The sequence below is a fragment of the Arthrobacter sp. SLBN-53 genome, from assembly GCF_006715585.1.
Lineage (GTDB): Bacteria > Actinomycetota > Actinomycetes > Mycobacteriales > Mycobacteriaceae > Mycobacterium > Mycobacterium neoaurum_A.
In genome coordinates this window covers 383,859-398,835 of the sequence record NZ_VFNN01000001.1, presented here as the reverse complement: position 1 = coordinate 398,835, position 14,977 = coordinate 383,859, and the positions used below count along the sequence as shown (strand labels likewise).

The 14,977-nt window shown below is 67.0% G+C and carries 17 protein-coding genes; 15 read left to right on the top strand and 2 right to left on the bottom strand.

Features of this window, described 5'->3' with window-relative positions:
- Position 1: 1 nt before the first annotated feature.
- Together FBY28_RS01960 and FBY28_RS01955 are read left to right on the top strand one after the other, a co-directional pair.
- Positions 2 to 217, top strand: a complete 216-nt coding sequence (locus tag FBY28_RS01960) for a LysM peptidoglycan-binding domain-containing protein (protein WP_286177648.1) — start codon at positions 2 to 4, stop codon at positions 215 to 217.
- Between the two features lie 153 nt (positions 218 to 370).
- Positions 371 to 1,141: an Rv1815 family serine proteinase gene (locus FBY28_RS01955; protein ID WP_216847441.1), complete on the top strand. Its 771-nt coding sequence runs from the start codon at positions 371 to 373 to the stop codon at positions 1,139 to 1,141.
- On the opposite strand, the gene FBY28_RS01950 is transcribed toward FBY28_RS01955, so the two are convergent.
- Positions 1,054 to 1,494 carry a nitroreductase/quinone reductase family protein gene (locus FBY28_RS01950; protein ID WP_141863859.1) on the bottom strand — a complete coding sequence of 147 codons (441 nt, stop codon included), beginning with the start codon at positions 1,492 to 1,494 and terminating at the stop codon, positions 1,054 to 1,056. The two genes, FBY28_RS01955 and FBY28_RS01950, sit on opposite strands and share 88 nt — an antisense overlap.
- A gap of 99 nt (positions 1,495 to 1,593) precedes the next feature.
- On the opposite strand from FBY28_RS01950, the gene FBY28_RS01945 reads away from it, so the two are divergent.
- From FBY28_RS01945 to FBY28_RS01935, 3 genes are read left to right on the top strand one after another with little or no spacing between them, the layout of a single operon-like run.
- Complete coding sequence (locus tag FBY28_RS01945; RefSeq protein WP_141863857.1) at positions 1,594 to 2,283, top strand: TetR/AcrR family transcriptional regulator; 690 nt, start codon at positions 1,594 to 1,596, stop codon at positions 2,281 to 2,283.
- A 45-nt stretch (positions 2,284 to 2,328) separates the two neighbouring features.
- Positions 2,329 to 2,823: a VOC family protein gene (locus tag FBY28_RS01940; RefSeq protein ID WP_141863855.1), complete on the top strand. Its 495-nt coding sequence runs from the start codon at positions 2,329 to 2,331 to the stop codon at positions 2,821 to 2,823.
- Positions 2,824 to 2,842: 19 nt separating this feature from the next.
- Positions 2,843 to 4,324 carry an FAD-binding protein gene (locus FBY28_RS01935; protein ID WP_141863853.1) on the top strand — a complete coding sequence of 494 codons (1,482 nt, stop codon included), beginning with the start codon at positions 2,843 to 2,845 and terminating at the stop codon, positions 4,322 to 4,324.
- A gap of 16 nt (positions 4,325 to 4,340) precedes the next feature.
- On the opposite strand, the gene FBY28_RS01930 is transcribed toward FBY28_RS01935, so the two are convergent.
- Entirely contained in the window at positions 4,341 to 6,272 is a 1,932-nt protein-coding gene (locus tag FBY28_RS01930; RefSeq protein WP_141863851.1) for an ABC transporter ATP-binding protein/permease, read from the bottom strand.
- 78 nt (positions 6,273 to 6,350) lie between these two features.
- On the opposite strand from FBY28_RS01930, the gene secA2 reads away from it, so the two are divergent.
- The 10 genes from secA2 to FBY28_RS01880 all read left to right on the top strand — a co-directional run bounded on the left by secA2 (position 6,351) and on the right by FBY28_RS01880 (position 14,656).
- On the top strand, positions 6,351 to 8,711 hold the full coding sequence (gene secA2, locus FBY28_RS01925) for an accessory Sec system translocase SecA2 (RefSeq protein WP_286177646.1): 2,361 nt from the start codon (positions 6,351 to 6,353) through the stop codon (positions 8,709 to 8,711).
- A gap of 10 nt (positions 8,712 to 8,721) precedes the next feature.
- On the top strand, positions 8,722 to 9,381 hold the full coding sequence (locus FBY28_RS01920) for a CDP-alcohol phosphatidyltransferase family protein (RefSeq protein ID WP_216847438.1): 660 nt from the start codon (positions 8,722 to 8,724) through the stop codon (positions 9,379 to 9,381).
- Positions 9,374 to 10,282, top strand: coding sequence for a DUF881 domain-containing protein (locus tag FBY28_RS01915; RefSeq protein WP_174241520.1), 909 nt, complete (start codon positions 9,374 to 9,376; stop codon positions 10,280 to 10,282). Before FBY28_RS01920 ends, FBY28_RS01915 begins: the two co-directional genes overlap by 8 nt.
- A gap of 25 nt (positions 10,283 to 10,307) precedes the next feature.
- Complete coding sequence (locus tag FBY28_RS01910) at positions 10,308 to 10,640, top strand: small basic family protein (protein WP_019509972.1); 333 nt, start codon at positions 10,308 to 10,310, stop codon at positions 10,638 to 10,640.
- A 3-nt stretch (positions 10,641 to 10,643) separates the two neighbouring features.
- Positions 10,644 to 11,456 (top strand): DUF881 domain-containing protein, encoded by an 813-nt coding sequence (locus tag FBY28_RS01905; protein ID WP_141863849.1) that lies wholly within the window; start codon positions 10,644 to 10,646, stop codon positions 11,454 to 11,456.
- Between the two features lie 28 nt (positions 11,457 to 11,484).
- A complete protein-coding gene (gene gcvH, locus FBY28_RS01900) occupies positions 11,485 to 11,880 on the top strand; it encodes a glycine cleavage system protein GcvH (protein WP_141863847.1) in 396 nt (131 codons plus the stop codon).
- Between the two features lie 199 nt (positions 11,881 to 12,079).
- Complete coding sequence (gene garA / locus FBY28_RS01895) at positions 12,080 to 12,544, top strand: glycogen accumulation regulator GarA (RefSeq protein ID WP_023985855.1); 465 nt, start codon at positions 12,080 to 12,082, stop codon at positions 12,542 to 12,544.
- Positions 12,545 to 12,572: 28 nt separating this feature from the next.
- The gene (gene ftsR, locus FBY28_RS01890; RefSeq protein WP_141863845.1) at positions 12,573 to 13,301 is read left to right on the top strand and encodes a transcriptional regulator FtsR; all 729 of its coding nucleotides are present in this window, start codon (positions 12,573 to 12,575) and stop codon (positions 13,299 to 13,301) included.
- A gap of 46 nt (positions 13,302 to 13,347) precedes the next feature.
- Positions 13,348 to 13,842, top strand: a complete 495-nt coding sequence (locus tag FBY28_RS01885) for a bifunctional nuclease family protein (protein ID WP_141863843.1) — start codon at positions 13,348 to 13,350, stop codon at positions 13,840 to 13,842.
- A gap of 190 nt (positions 13,843 to 14,032) precedes the next feature.
- Positions 14,033 to 14,656 carry a MerR family transcriptional regulator gene (locus tag FBY28_RS01880; protein ID WP_141863841.1) on the top strand — a complete coding sequence of 208 codons (624 nt, stop codon included), beginning with the start codon at positions 14,033 to 14,035 and terminating at the stop codon, positions 14,654 to 14,656.
- Positions 14,657 to 14,977: the final 321 nt, after the last annotated feature.

The following is a 14,977-nucleotide window of genomic DNA, read 5'->3' as shown; positions in this document are numbered from 1 at the left end:
CATGGGGATTCGACTTCAGCGCGCCAAGAGGCCAGCATTGGGCTCGCCGGTGGCGCCACCACGCCCACGGACCTACGCCGTGGTGTCCGGCGACACGCTGTGGGGCATCGCGGAGCGGTTCTATGGGGACGGCAGCGAGCAGCAGCGCATCGCCGAAGCGAGCGGGCTGACCGATGTCGACCTGGTCCATCCCGGCCAGATCTTGACCCTTCCGTAGGGCCGACGAACGTTACGCCATGTTACTGGTGTGACTGGTGTGACACGCGGGTCGTTACACGACTTGTGATGTAACGAGATCTGACCGTTATCCGATTCACCCGTCAGCACCCCGGTAATTTCGTCCCGGAGGGGTGGAGGATCGGAGGGTTGGATGCGCGCACGGTTGTTCCTGACAATGATCGCCGCGGCCGCCGCGGTCGGTGTGTTCCCGGCCGGTATTGCCGCCGCCGAACCTGCCGCCGCCGGACCTGCCGCCGCCGGACCTGCAGTCACCGTGCACCCGGGTATGGAAATCCGGCAGGGCACCACCATGTGCACTCTCGGGTTCGTCGACCCCGCGGCGCGGGTGGCCTTCACCGCCGGGCATTGCCGCGGTGCGGGGCCCGTCACCGACCGGTTCGGCAATGCCCTCGGCGAGATGGCACTCTTCGACGACAACACCCCCGACGGCGCGACGGTGACCGGTGATCATCAGCTGGCCGACTGGGGGGCTATCACCCTGAACCCGGACGTCGAGGTGAACACCGTGCTTCCCGGCGGTAGGTCGCTGGTTCTCGACCAGGCGCTGGCGGTCCAGCAGCCCGGTCAGCCCGTCTGTCACTTCGGCATCGTCACCGGCGAGAGTTGCGGCACGGTCGGTGTGGTCAACAACGGCTGGTTCACCATGAAAGACGGTGTGGTCAGCCAAAAGGGCGACTCCGGCGGTCCGGTCTACGTCCTGACTTCCGACGGAAGAGCCGCCATCGTCGGGTTGTTCAACAGCACCTGGGGCGGGGCGCCCACCGCGGTGTCCTGGCAGGCAACGGTGCCGCGGATCCGCGAGGCGGTCGCCACTCAGCCGGCCAGTTCGAACACCGGTATCGAGGCGGCGATCTCCCTGACCTCGGACTCGCTAGACGAGGGTGTCAACCCGCCCGCGTGACCCTTGACCTCCCAGTACCAGCGATCCAGGTAGCGCCGGATGAGGTCGGGCTTGTCGGCGTCGACGATCTCCACGACGCTGCGGCGTCTGCGCCTCCATCGCGGTCCGGTGAACACCTCGCCGGCGGCCCGGGCGTTTCGGACCCACTGGGTGTTCCCCCGGGTGGCGACCACATAGTCGCGGCCGTCGACGGTCAACACGTTCACCACCACCGTCCGCCATTGTCCGGTGCTGCGGCCGCGGACACGTAACGCGCGGCTGCCCGCGATCTCGATGCCCAGTTCGGCGAGGTGCCGGATCAGCGTATTGGCTGCTCGGGCCGCGCGGCCGGGTTCGTCGTATCGAATGGTCATCGTTCCTCCAAAGTGTTGTGAGCACTGCTCTCTTTTGACGATGGCACCCTGGACGCGAAAAAGCAAGAGCACTGTTCTCGTTTGTGGCAGACTGGCCCCGTGGGCAAGCGGCAGGAAGCGCGGGACCGTATCGAGGCGCAGATCGTGCAGGTCGGCCGCCGTCATCTGGTCACCGACGGCGCCGCGGGGCTGTCGCTGCGCGCCATCGCCCGAGAGCTGGGCATGGTGTCCTCGGCGGTGTATCGGTACGTGGCCAGTCGGGATGATCTGCTGACCCTGCTACTCGTCGACGCCTACGACGACCTTGCCGATGCGGTGGACGCGGCCGCGCGGGTGGGGGACTGGGATCACCGGCTCGTCGCGCTGGCGCGCGCGGCGCGCGCCTGGGCGGTGGGGCAGCCCGCGCGGTGGGCGTTGCTCTACGGCAGCCCGGTGCCCGGATATCACGCGCCCCCGGAGTTGACGGTGGGTCCGGGAACCCGGGTCATCGCCAGCCTGTTGTCGATCGTTGCCGACGGGGTGCGCAGTGGGGTCGTGGGTAGCCCGGACGACTCGATGGGTGAACCGATCTCGTCGGATTTCGACGGCATTCGCGCGGAGTTCGGATTCCCCGGCGGTGACCGGCTGATGCTGGCCTGTCTGTCGGCCTGGGCAACCGTGGTCGGTGCGATCAGCCTGGAGGTATTCGGGCAGTACGGAGCCGACACGCTCAGCGATCCCGGCGCGGTCTTCGATGCTCAGCTGGGGTTGCTCGTGCACACGATGAGCAGCGAATTCCCGGCGAACTAGAACCTGTTCTAGCGATCGTCGGGCACTGGCGATATCCTCACTGCGATGCATGATCAGACACCTGTCCAGGTTGCCTGGGTGACCGCAGACCTGACTGCCACCGAGCAGATGCTCAGTGCGCTGTCGGGTGCCAGCACATGGGTGCGTATGCCCGGTGTGCATTTCGGTCCGGATACGTGCACCCATCGCGGCGAACCCGCTGACTTCGTCGCCGACATCTCGCTCAGTTACGCCGGTGACCTGCAGCTCGAACTCATCGCGCCGGTACGTGGCGAGAGCATCTATGCCGAATTCCTGGCCTCACACGGTGCGGGACTGCACCACATCTGCGTTGCCGTGCCGGATGTGGACGCCTTCGAGGCCGCGCTGGATGATGCGGCGGCAGCCGGTGCGCCCGTCGTCACCAGGGGTGTGATGCCCGGCGGCATGCACTTCGGATACGTCGGCGGCGCCGACGCCGGCGTGCCGTTTCTCGAGATCGCCTACATACCGCCGGAAATCCAAGCCTTTTTCGACCACGTCAAGAAACAACAGCAGTGATGCGCCCGAGGAGACAACGATGACCCTGCAGCAGATCCCGGCAACCATGGGCGTGGCCGACGTCGGCTCCTGGTCCGATGACGTCGATGTCGTCGTCGTGGGTTTCGGTATCGCCGGTGGTTGTGCGGCGGTGACCGCGGCCGAGAACGGGGCACGGGTGCTGGTGCTGGAGAAGGCGGCCGCTGCCGGCGGTACGACGTCGATGGCCGGTGGGCATTTCTACCTCGGCGGCGGAACGGCCGTGCAGCAGGCCACCGGACACGAGGACAGTGCCGAGGAGATGTACAAATACCTGGTCGCCGTCACCGAGGACCCCGAACTGGACAAGATCCGCGCCTACTGCGACCACAGCGTCGAGCACTTCGATTGGCTTGAGTCCCTTGGCTTTCAGTTCGAGCGCAGCTACTACCCGGGCAAGGTGGTGGTCCCGCCGGGCACCGAGGGGCTGTCCTACACCGGCAACGAGAAGGTGTGGCCCTTCATCGATCAGGCCAAGCCCGCACCGCGCGGTCACTCGGTGCCGGTTCCCGGCGAACTCGGCGGCGCCGACATGGTGATCCAGTTACTGCTCAAGCGAGCCGCGGAGCTCGGGGTGCAGTTCCGCTACGAGACCGGTGCGACGAACCTCGTGGTCGCCGACGGTGCGGTGCAGGGGGTGGCCTGGAAGCACTTCACCGAAACCGGTGCGGTCAAGGCGAAATCGGTGATCATCGCCGCCGGCGGCTTCGCGATGAACGCCGAGATGGTGGCGCAGTACACGCCGGAACTGGGTCAGGAACGCAAGACCAAACATCACGGCACGGTGGCGCCTTACATCCTCGGCAACCCCAACGACGACGGCCTGGGCATCAAGCTCGGTGTGTCCGTGGGCGGTGTTGCCAAGAATCTGGATCAGGCATTCATCACCGCCGCGGCCTACCCGCCGGAGATCCTGCTCACCGGTGTCATCGTCAACAAGGACGGCCACCGGTTCGTCGCCGAGGACTCCTACCACTCGCGCACATCGGCGTTCGTGCTCGAACAACCCGATCACGCCGCCTACCTGATCGTCGATGAGGCACACATGCAGATGCCCGAGATGCCGCTGATCAAATTCATCGACGGCTACGAGACGATCGCCGAAGTCGAGCAGGCACTGGGCATTCCGTCCGGCAACCTGGCCGCCACCCTGGAGCGGTACAACGCCGATGCTGCGGCCGGTGTCGATCCCGACTTCCACAAGCAGCCGGATTACCTTGCCCCGCAGGACACCGGGCCGTTCGCGGCATTCGACCTGACCCTCGGTGTCGCGATGTACTCCGGGTTCACCATGGGCGGTTTGACGGTATCGCTGGACGGCGAGGTCCTCGACGAGTCCGGCGCGGTGGTTCCGGGTCTGTATGCCGCCGGTGCGTGCGCATCCAATATCGCGCGCGATGGCAAGGGATATGCCAGCGGTGTCCAGCTCGGCGAGGGTTCTTTCTTCGGCCGCCGGGCGGGCAGGCACGCCGCCGCGCGCTGACCCGCGCGCGGTCGGCTCAGCTCGGCTGGGGCGATTTGGGCTTTCCGGTCTCGGGATCGACATCGCCGAGCACCCACTTGCCCCCGCCGAACAAGTGCAGGTGCTGCTCGTGATGCTGACCCACGGTGCTGCGATGGGTGACGCTGACCAGGATGGTGTCGGGCAGCTCACGGCGCACCAGGTCGTACATCGTGAATTCCAGGCCCTCGTCGAGGGCAGAGGTCGCCTCGTCGAGGAACACCACCCTCGGCCTGGTCAGCAGAACCCTGGCGAAGGCGACGCGCTGCTGCTCGCCGGGGGAGAGCACCTTGACCCAATCCGCCACTTCGGCAAGGCGTCTGGCGCATTGCGGGAGTGACACCTTGTCCAGTGCGCCGATGAGCTCCGCGTCGGTGAACTCCTCGGGTCCCTTCGGGTAGGACACCACAGCTCGCAGATCACCGAGGGGCACATAGGGCATCTGGGACAGGAACATCGTCTCGTTGGCGCCTTCGGGGCACCGCAGGGTTCCGCTGGCGAACGGCCACAGTTGCGCCAGGCTGCGCAGCAGGGTGGTCTTGCCCGCGCCGGACTGGCCGGTGACGATCAGCGTGTCGCCCGGCTGCATCTGCAGGTTCAGATCCTCGACCAGGATCTCGCCGGTGGGGGTGCTCACCGCGACATCGCGGATCTCCACGGGGCAGCTGCCGCACGGTTCGACGGTGAGCTCGTTGAGCGCTCGGCCCTCCTCGTTGGCCACCACCAAGCCGTGCAAGCGGATGATCGAGGCGCGCCAGCCGGCAAACGCGTCATAGGAGTTGCGGAAGAACGACAGCGAGCTCTGGATGTTGCCGAACGCCGACGAGGTCTGCGAGACGTCGCCGAGTTTGATCTCACCGGCGAACAGTCGGGGCGCCTGGATGATCCACGGCAACGGGTTGATGAGCTGGCTGACCGTCAGGTTCCAGCCGTTGAAGGCGATCGACCGGTTCACATAGCGCTTGTAGTTCGACACGACCGGCTCGAAGCGCCGGCGCAGCTGCACCCGCTCGGCAACCTCGCCTCGATAGAACGCCACCGCCTCCGCCGAATCGCGCAGCCGCACCAGGGCGTAGCGAAAGACGGCGTTGAACCGCTCGTTGTCGAAGGTCAACCGGATGATCGGGCGGCCGATCCAGAACGCGATGATGGTCGCGATGGACACGTAGACGATGGCGATCCAGAACATCGCGCGCGGGATGTTGACGCCGAACACCGACAGATTTCCGGACAGGTTCCACAGAATCGCGGTGAACGAAATGACCGACGCGATCGAACTGATGGCCCCGAACAGCAGCGTGGAGCCACTGGTGTTGTTCGGCGTGTTCGGCAGCGGTCCGACGTTGGTGGTGAAGATGTCGATATCGGCCTGGATGCGCTGGTCGGGGTTGTCGATGGTGTCATCGATGAACCGGCTGCGGTAGTAGGCCTTGCCGTCGAGCCAGTCGTCGGTCAGCCTGCCGGTCAGCCACACCCGCCAGGCCAGCATGAACCGCTGCATCATGAAGATGTCGAGCAGCACCCGGCAGACGTGGATGGTGGCCAGCGCCGCGAAGATCAGGATGGAGAACCAGAACCCGTCGATACCGGATTGGCGGACTGCGGCGTCGCCGGCGGCCACCCCCTGCACCGCGGTCTGCGCGGCGGTCATCAGGTCGTTTCCGTAATAGCTGAGGAGCACGTCCAAGCGCACACCGGAGATGATCGAGAGCAGGATGGCACCCAGCCACAGCCACGCCTTCACCGATTCCCGGCCGGTGAAGTAGGCGCCGGTGATGCGCCAGAACTGCCGCCCCCAGACCGTGAACTTCGCCAGCAGGATCAGCACGATCACGGTGCTGACCGCCGCAATCGTCCAGGCCTTGGCGATCCAGATCAGTGAGGTGCCCAGCTCACTGCCCCAGTCCAGCGTCGGGGTGAACATGTCCATGCGGGCAAGGTACAGGCTGAGGCTGGTCGCAGCGCGGCTGATGGCATCAGCCCGACCTGCTCCGCGTACCGTATGACTGTGGCTGTGAGTTCCAAGACCTCGAAGGTGTCCAAGTCCGGCGGTGCGAAGTCAGGACGGTTGAGCAACCGGTTCTGGAAGCTGCTGGGCGCCAGCACCGACAAGGACCAGGCGCGCTCGATGACCCAGGTGCATGCCGCGGCCAAGTTCGAGGAGAAGGCCGCCGGTCTCGACGATGATCAGCTGCTCAAGGCGGCCGGGCTGCTCAACCTTGACGACCTGGCCGACTCGTCGGACATCCCGCAGTTCCTGGCGCTTGTCAGGGAGGCCGCCGAGCGGTCGATCGCGCTGCGGCCGTTCGATGTTCAGCTGCTCGGCGCGTTGCGCATGCTGGCCGGTGACGTCGTCGAGATGGCCACCGGTGAGGGCAAGACACTGGCCGGCGCCATCGCCGCGGCGGGATATGCCATCGGTGGCCGTAGCGTGCACGTCATCTCGGTCAACGACTACCTGGCTCGTCGCGATGCCGAGTGGATGGGACCGCTGCACCGTGCCCTCGGGCTGACCGTCGGCTGGATCACCGCCGACTCGACCCCCGAACAGCGTCGGGAGGCCTATGGCTGCGACATCACCTACGGCTCGGTCAACGAAATCGGCTTCGACGTGCTGCGCGATCAGTTGGTGATCTCCGTCGACGACCTGGTCTCACCGAGCCCGGACATCGCGCTGATCGACGAGGCCGACTCGGTCCTGGTCGACGAGGCGCTGGTGCCGCTGGTGCTGGCCGGCACGTCGCACCGGGAGACCCCGCGGGTCGAGATCATCCGGCTGGTCGGCGAGCTGCGCGAGGGTGTCGAGTACGAGACCGATCCCGACAAGCGCAACGTGCAACTCACCGACAAGGGCGCGCGACGACTCGAGGCCGCCCTCGGCGGTATCGACCTCTACTCCGAGGAGCACGTCGGCTCGACGCTGACCGAGATCAACGTCGCCCTGCATGCGCACGTGCTGCTGGAACGCGATGTGCACTACATCGTGCGCGACAACGCGGTTCACCTGATCAATGCGTCCCGCGGGCGCATCGCCTCGTTGCAGCGCTGGCCCGACGGCCTGCAGGCGGCCGTCGAAGCCAAGGAGGGCATCGAGATCACCGAGACCGGTGAGGTGCTCGACACCATCACGGTGCAGGCCCTGATCAACCGGTACCCGCGGGTGTGCGGCATGACCGGCACCGCATTGGCCGCCGGTGAGCAGTTGCGCCAGTTCTACAAGCTCGGTGTGTCCCCGATCCCCCCGAACAAGCCCAACATGCGCGAGGACGAGGCCGATCGGGTCTACATCACCATCGCCGCCAAGAACGACGCCATCGTCGAGCACATCGCCGAGGTGCACACCACCTCCCAGCCGATCCTGGTCGGCACCCGCGATGTCGCCGAATCCGAGGAGCTGCACGAGCGGTTGGTCAAGGCCGGCATCCCGGCGGTGGTGCTGAACGCCAAGAACGACGCCGAGGAGGCCGCCGTGATCGCCGAGGCCGGCGCGCGGGGCCGGGTCACGGTATCGACCCAGATGGCCGGCCGCGGGACGGACATCCGGCTGGGCGGCTCGGATGAAGCAGATCATGATGAGGTCGCCGAACTCGGCGGCCTGCACGTCATCGGCACCGGCAGGCATTACACCGAACGCCTCGACAACCAGCTGCGCGGGCGCGCCGGGCGCCAGGGCGATCCCGGGTCCTCGGTGTTCTTCTCCAGCTGGGAGGACGACGTGGTGGTGTCCTTCGTCGAGCCCAACAAGCTGCCACTGGCCACCGACGGCGACGGCCGGATCACCAGCAACCGGGCCGCCGCCCTGCTGGACCACGCGCAGCGGGTGGCCGAGGGCAAGACGCTCGACCTGCATGCCAACACCTGGCGCTACAACCAGCTCACTGCGCAGCAACGCGCAATCCTGGTCGAGCGCCGGGACACCCTGCTGCGGACCGCGGCCGCCAGGGAGGAGCTGGAAGAACGCTCTCCGCAACGGTACGAGGAACTCGCCGAGACGATTCCGCAGGAGCGCCTCGAGGAGATCTGCCGGCTGATCATGCTGTATCACCTGGACCGCGGGTGGGCCGACCACCTGGCCTATCTGGCCGATATCCGGGAGAGCATCAGCCTGCGGGCGCTGGGAAACCAGAACCCGCTCGACGAGTTCCACCGGATGGCGGTGGACGCGTTCGCCTCGCTGGCCGCCGACGCGATCGAGGCCGCCCAGCAGACCTTCGACACCGCCACCATCGTCGATGACGAGGAGGGGGTGGCCGGGCTGGACCTGACCAGGCTGGCGCGGCCCACCTCGACGTGGACGTACATGATCCATGACGACCCACTGGCCGACAACGTCATGTCGGCACTGAGTCTGCCCGGCGTGTTCCGCTAGGTTTCTAGCCATGACCCGGGCGAGCGGAGCGGCGGGGGATCGTCCACAGGATTCGGTGCCGAGCGGCATCGGTGATCGGGTGCTGACGATCCCGAACGTGCTCTCGGCGATCCGACTGATCCTCGTGCCGGTCTTTCTGTACCTGCTGCTGATCGCCGAACAGAGCGGGTGGGCGGTGGCGGTCCTGATGTTCGGCGGGTTCTCCGACTGGGCCGACGGCAAGATCGCCCGGCTGGTCGACAACCAGTCCTCGCGGCTGGGCGAGCTGCTGGACCCGCTGGTGGACCGCGTCTACATGATCGTCGTCCCGCTGGCACTGGCAGCTGCCGGCGTGGTGCCGTGGTGGTTCGTGATCGTGCTGCTGGGCCGGGATCTGGTGCTGGCGGCGACCCTTCCGCTGCTGCGCTCGCGTGGTCTGACCGCCTTGCCCGTCACCTATCTCGGCAAGGGCGCCACCTTTGCGCTGATGTCGGGGCTGCCGTTGGTCCTGCTCGGCCAATTCGACGCCCTGTGGAGCCGGGTGATCCTGGCCTGCGGTTGGGCGTTCCTGATCTGGGGTCTGGCGCTCTACCTCTGGTCGGCCGTGCTGTACCTGATGCAGGTGTCCATGGTGGCGCGATCCATGCCGCGCGCGCCGGCGACACCGCGGGGGCGCGTCACCGGTGGCTGAGCGATCGAATTCGTTGGGCGGTTATCACCCGCGTGCGGGGTTGAGCGCCCACCAAGCCGGCGCACCCCAACGAATTCCGGTCCCCTCCCTGCTGCGCTCGCTGCTCACCGAACACCTCGATCCCGGTTACGCGGCGGCCGCCGCCGCCCGCACCGATCGACCGCCGCGGCGCGGGCGGCAATGGGGCTGGACGTTGCTGGCCGGACTGATCATCGCAGGAGTCTTCGCCGCCGCCGCGTCGCAGGCGCAGGCGCTCGCGCCGGCGAATCGCCAGACTCAGCAGGTGCTCTCCGAGAGCGCCCGTGCTGCCGAAACCCGCACGGCAGCAATCGAGGCCACTCGTGACGGGCTGGCCGCCGAGGTGGAGGCCGAACGCCGCAGCAGATTGGCCGGCGACGAACAGGGCCGGGCGCTGCTCGCCGATCTCGACGCCGCCGAATTCGCCGCTGCGGTGACCCCGGCGATCGGCCCCGGCGTCACGGTCACCGTCACCGATCCCGGCGTGTCCCGTGATCTGACCGATGTGAGCAAGCAGCGGGTCGCAGGTAGCCAGCAGGTGATCCTGGATCGCGACCTGCAGCTGGTGGTCAACTCGTTGTGGGTCGGCGGCGCCGAAGCGGTGTCGGTGGGCGGGGTGCGGGTGGGCGCCGGCGTCACCATCCGGCAGGCCGGTGGCCGCATCCTGGTCGACAACCGCCCGATCACCAGCCCGTATGAGGTGATCGCGCTGGGTCCGCCGCACGCCATCCAGGATGTGTTCAACCGCAGCTCCGGTATGCAGCGACTGATGCTGCTGCAGCGGTCCTACGGCGTCGGGGTTACGGTCAGTACCGGCGAGGCGCTGAACGTGCCGGGGGGCTCGGTGCGCGAGATCCGCTTCGCCAAGGAGATGAAGCCGTGACGGCAGCTGCTGAAATGATCGAGCGATGATCGGAATCGCCGCACTGGTCGTCGGCATCGTGCTCGGGCTCGTCTTCCACCCCGGTGTGCCCGAGGCGATCCAGCCCTATCTGCCCATCGCCGTGGTCGCCGCGCTGGATGCCGTATTCGGTGGCCTGCGCGCCTACCTTGAGCACATCTTCGACTCCAAGGTGTTCGTCGTCTCCTTCGTCTTCAACGTGCTCGTGGCCGCCCTGATCGTCTACGTGGGCGATCAGCTCGGCGTCGGTACGCAGCTGTCCACCGCGATCATCGTGGTGCTCGGCATCCGGATCTTCGGCAATGCCGCGGCCCTGCGCCGTCGATTGTTCGGGGCCTGAGTCATGGGTGAGCACAGCGAGCACACCGATCACCGGGCAGCCGAGCCCGAGCACGGCAGGCACGAACTGCCGCCCGGCGGTCCCGGCCGGGTGCGTCGGACGCGGTCGCAGTTGGTCTTCGGGACCTTCGGGGTGCTGCTGTGCCTGCTGCTCGGTATCGCGATCGCGACGCAGGTGCGACAGACCACCAGCGGCGATTCCCTGGACTCCGCACGCCCGGCGGATCTACTGGTGTTGCTCGATTCGCTGCAGCAGCGCGAGGCTGCGCTGAACACCGAAGTCGCCGAGCTGCAGCAGACATTGGCCGCGCTGCAGCAGTCCGGCAGCAGCGACCAGGCTGCCATCGAGAACGCCCAGGCCCGGCTGGCGGCACTGTCGATCATGATCGGCACGGTCGCCGCTGTCGGCCCCGGTGTGACGATCACCATCGAGGATGCGGCGTCCGGCGTGTCGCCGGAGACCATGCTCGACGTGATCAACGAGCTACGTGCCGCCGGTGCCGAGGCCATGGAGGTGCGGGGGACCCGCGCCGGCGGGTCCGGACGAGACGCGGAGGGAATCCGGGTCGGGGTCGACACATGGGTGGTCGGGGCGCCTGGCGCGCTGATCATCGACGGGGTCACCATCGGGGCGCCGTATTCGGTTCTGGCGATTGGTGATCCGCCGACACTGGCCGCTGCGATGAACATCCCCGGCGGTGCGATGGACAGCGTGAAGCGGGTCGGCGGATCGATGACGGTCGCCCAGGCCGACGTCGTCGACGTGACCGCCTTGCGGCAACCGAAACCTCGCCAATACGCTCAGCCCGTCAAGTAAGTCCGCTTGTATCCGTCAAAGGAGCCCCGTGAGCGAGATCCCGTCCGATCTGCAGTACACCGCCGAGCATGAGTGGGTGCGACGCACCGGCGAGGACACCGTGCGGGTGGGCATCACCGACTACGCGCAGGCCGCCCTCGGTGACGTGGTGTTCGTGCAGCTGCCCGATGCCGGGGCCGCGGTGAGCGCAGGCGACAGCTTCGGTGAGGTCGAATCGACGAAGTCGCTGTCGGATCTCTATGCGCCCATCACGGCGAAGGTCGTTGCCGTCAACGGCGAGCTGGAGGGTAATCCGGAGCTGGTCAACTCCGACCCCTACGGTGCCGGATGGCTGGTCGAACTGCAGGTCGAGACGGCCCCCGAACCGGGCCCGCTGCCCGAGCTGCTGGACGCGGACGGCTACCGGGCAATCCTTCCCGAGTAGGTGTTGTTAGGGTTTTGCCGATCGTTCATCAAGGACAGGCGTGACCGAGCCCGTGTCAGGCGGATCCGGCGGTGGTGGACCCAATGGTCTGCCCGGCGCGGTACGGTCGACATGAGACGCAACCACGGTCCGTTGGGCTGCCGAATGGCCTGACGGGCATCGGCCAGGCACGCCACAGCAGCCAGCAGAGGAGCAGCGGGTGACGGAGAACAGCAACTTTCAGGCAGACCAGTCCGACGAGGTGACGGTGGAGACGACCTCGGTTTTCCGCGCCGATTTCCTCAACGAACTGGACGCCCCGGCCAGCACCGGCACCGAGAGCTCGGTATCGGGCGTGGAGGGTCTGCCTGCGGGTTCGGCGTTGCTCGTCGTCAAGCGCGGCCCCAACGCCGGGTCGCGGTTCCTGCTGGACCAGGCCACCACGTCGGCGGGTCGCCACCCCGACAGCGACATCTTCCTCGACGATGTGACGGTCAGCCGTCGCCACGCCGAGTTCCGGCTGGAGTCCGGCGAGTTCCAGGTCGTCGACGTCGGCAGCCTCAACGGCACCTACGTCAATCGGGAACCGGTCGATTCGGCGGTCCTGTCCAACGGTGACGAGGTGCAGATCGGCAAGTTCCGGCTGGTCTTCCTGACCGGTCCCAAGACCGACGACGCCGGCTGAGTCGCCGGAGCGCTCGCGCGAGGACCAGATGACCCAACCGGACCCGGTGCCCGCCGGGATGTCCATTGGAGCGGTGCTCGATCTGCTGCGCCCGGATTTCCCCGATGTCACCATCTCCAAGATCCGGTTCCTTGAGGCCGAGGGGCTGGTCACGCCGCAACGCTCGGCGGCCGGGTATCGGCGGTTCACGGCGTACGACTGTGCGCGGCTGCGCTTCGTACTCACCGCGCAGCGCGACCAGTATCTGCCGCTGAAGGTGATCAAGGCGCAGTTGGACGCCCAGCCGGACAACGAGTTGCCCGTCAGTGCGGGTTACTCGGCACCGCGGTTGGTGCAGGTCGCCGATGGCGATTCGGCGGGAGATTCGGCGGCCATCGCGCCCACCCAGGTCCGGCTCAGCCGGGAGGATCTGGTGGCCAGGTCGGGCATCGACAACACCATGCTCTCGGCACTGGTGACCGCGGGTGTGATCAAGCCCGGTCCGGCCGGATTGTTCGAAGAGCATTCGGTCACCATCGCCCAGTGTGCCAAGGCCCTTGCCGACTACGGTGTCGAGCCGCGCCACCTCCGCGCGTTCCGGTCGGCGGCCGACCGGCAATCCGATCTGATCGCCCAGATCGCCGGACCGGTCGCGGCCGCGGGCAAGGCCGGTGCCCGAGACCGGGCCGATGATCTGGCCCGCGAGGTTGCCGCCCTGGCGATCACACTGCACACGTCGCTGATCAAATCGGCCGTGCGCGACGTTCTCGACCGGTGAGGACTAGAATTTTCGACGACGGCTTCTTCGCGGAGGGCAGGCGCTGATGGGTGAGGTACGGGTGGTCGGTATTCGCGTTGAGCAGCCGCAGAACCAGCCGGTGCTGCTGCTGCGCGAGGCGAACGGCGAGCGCTACCTGCCGATCTGGATCGGACAGCCCGAGGCGCAGGCCATCGCCCATGAGCAGCAGGGGATCGAGGCGCCCCGACCGCAGACCCACGATCTGATTCGCGATCTGATTGCAGCGTTGGGACATTCGCTCAAAGAGGTGCGCATCGTCGATCTGCAGGAGGGCACCTTCTACGCGGACCTGATTTTCGACCGCGATATCAAGGTCTCGGCCCGCCCGTCGGATTCGGTCGCGATCGCCCTGCGGGTCGGCGTCCCGATCTATGTCGAGGAAGCCGTCTTGGCAGAGGCCGGACTGTTGATTCCCGACGACAGCGACGATGACTCCGCCGAACCCGTGCGCGAGGACGAGGTGGAGAAGTTCAAGGAGTTCCTCGACAGCATCTCGCCGGATGATTTCAAAGCGACCTGACCAAGATCACGACTGCGTCTCGTGATGTCGACACGCGGTTTGTGTGTCGGCGACGAGTCGAACGGGCAGCCATAATTTTGATCGACGACGAGCAGTAGCGGCAATGTGTTGAGCGTATGCTCGACATATTCGAACTCGGGTTCCAGCGTGATGTCACGTGTGCCCGAGGGCGACGGCGAGAGGATGGACTGTGGGCGATACGCCACATCAGGGGGAGTTGGATCTTTCTTCTGCCGGCGGGTTGACCCCGCCCGCGAACGGCGTATCCGGCGAACCCGTGCAGGGCGGCCTGTTCCCGGACGACTCGATCCCCGATGAGCTCGTCGGCTACCGGGGTCCCAGCGCCTGCCAGATCGCCGGTATCACCTATCGCCAGCTCGACTACTGGGCGCGCACCTCACTGGTCGTCCCGTCCATCCGCGGTGCCGCGGGATCGGGCAGTCAGCGGTTGTACTCCTTCAAGGACGTGCTGGTCCTCAAGATCGTCAAGCGGCTGCTCGATACCGGCATCTCGCTGCACAACATCCGCGTCGCGGTCGACCACCTGCGCCAGCGCGGCGTGCAGGATCTTGCCAACATCACGTTGTTCTCCGACGGCACCACCGTCTACGAGTGCACGTCGGCCGAGGAGGTCGTCGACCTCTTGCAGGGCGGCCAGGGCGTATTCGGTATCGCGGTGTCCGGGGCGATGCGCGAGTTGACCGGCGCGATCGCCGACTTCCCCGGTGAGCGCGCCGACGGCGGCGAGTCGATCGCGGCCCCCGAGGATGAGCTGGCCTCGCGGCGCAAGAGCCGCGACCGCAAGATCGGCTGACCCACCTCTTCTCCTCCTCTCCTTTCGGCGAGCGTGCGTGTCTGTGGGCACCCCGCCCGGCGTGTCGTGCCCAGCTCGCGCACGCTCACCGGCTCACTGAACCGGCTTCGGGGCCCGCTGCCCGCCGACCCCAGAGCATGGTGGGTGGGCATGGCGTTGGCCACATCCAACCCTCCATGATGTTCATCACAACCCACATCCGCGCGGTGTCTCGCCCCTTGGGTGACCGCGTGCCGTTGTCGGCCACCTGTGATTTCGCCAGGACCGGTCGGCCCTCTCGGCGGCCGGCAACCCCGTAGTCAACCGCCGGTGTGTTACGTC

Coding starts and splice junctions, on each gene's coding strand:
- FBY28_RS01930 (WP_141863851.1), bottom strand. CDS start 6,272: ATGGACATGTTCACCCCGACGCTGGACTGGGGCAGTGAGCTGGGCACC.
- FBY28_RS01935 (WP_141863853.1), top strand. CDS start 2,843: ATGACCCTGCAGCAGATCCCGGCAACCATGGGCGTGGCCGACGTCGGC.
- FBY28_RS01955 (WP_216847441.1), top strand. CDS start 371: ATGCGCGCACGGTTGTTCCTGACAATGATCGCCGCGGCCGCCGCGGTC.
- FBY28_RS01960 (WP_286177648.1), top strand. CDS start 2: ATGGGGATTCGACTTCAGCGCGCCAAGAGGCCAGCATTGGGCTCGCCG.
- FBY28_RS01950 (WP_141863859.1), bottom strand. CDS start 1,494: ATGACCATTCGATACGACGAACCCGGCCGCGCGGCCCGAGCAGCCAAT.
- FBY28_RS01940 (WP_141863855.1), top strand. CDS start 2,329: ATGCATGATCAGACACCTGTCCAGGTTGCCTGGGTGACCGCAGACCTG.
- ftsR (WP_141863845.1), top strand. CDS start 12,573: ATGACCCAACCGGACCCGGTGCCCGCCGGGATGTCCATTGGAGCGGTG.
- FBY28_RS01910 (WP_019509972.1), top strand. CDS start 10,308: ATGATCGGAATCGCCGCACTGGTCGTCGGCATCGTGCTCGGGCTCGTC.
- FBY28_RS01905 (WP_141863849.1), top strand. CDS start 10,644: ATGGGTGAGCACAGCGAGCACACCGATCACCGGGCAGCCGAGCCCGAG.
- FBY28_RS01885 (WP_141863843.1), top strand. CDS start 13,348: ATGGGTGAGGTACGGGTGGTCGGTATTCGCGTTGAGCAGCCGCAGAAC.
- FBY28_RS01920 (WP_216847438.1), top strand. CDS start 8,722: ATGACCCGGGCGAGCGGAGCGGCGGGGGATCGTCCACAGGATTCGGTG.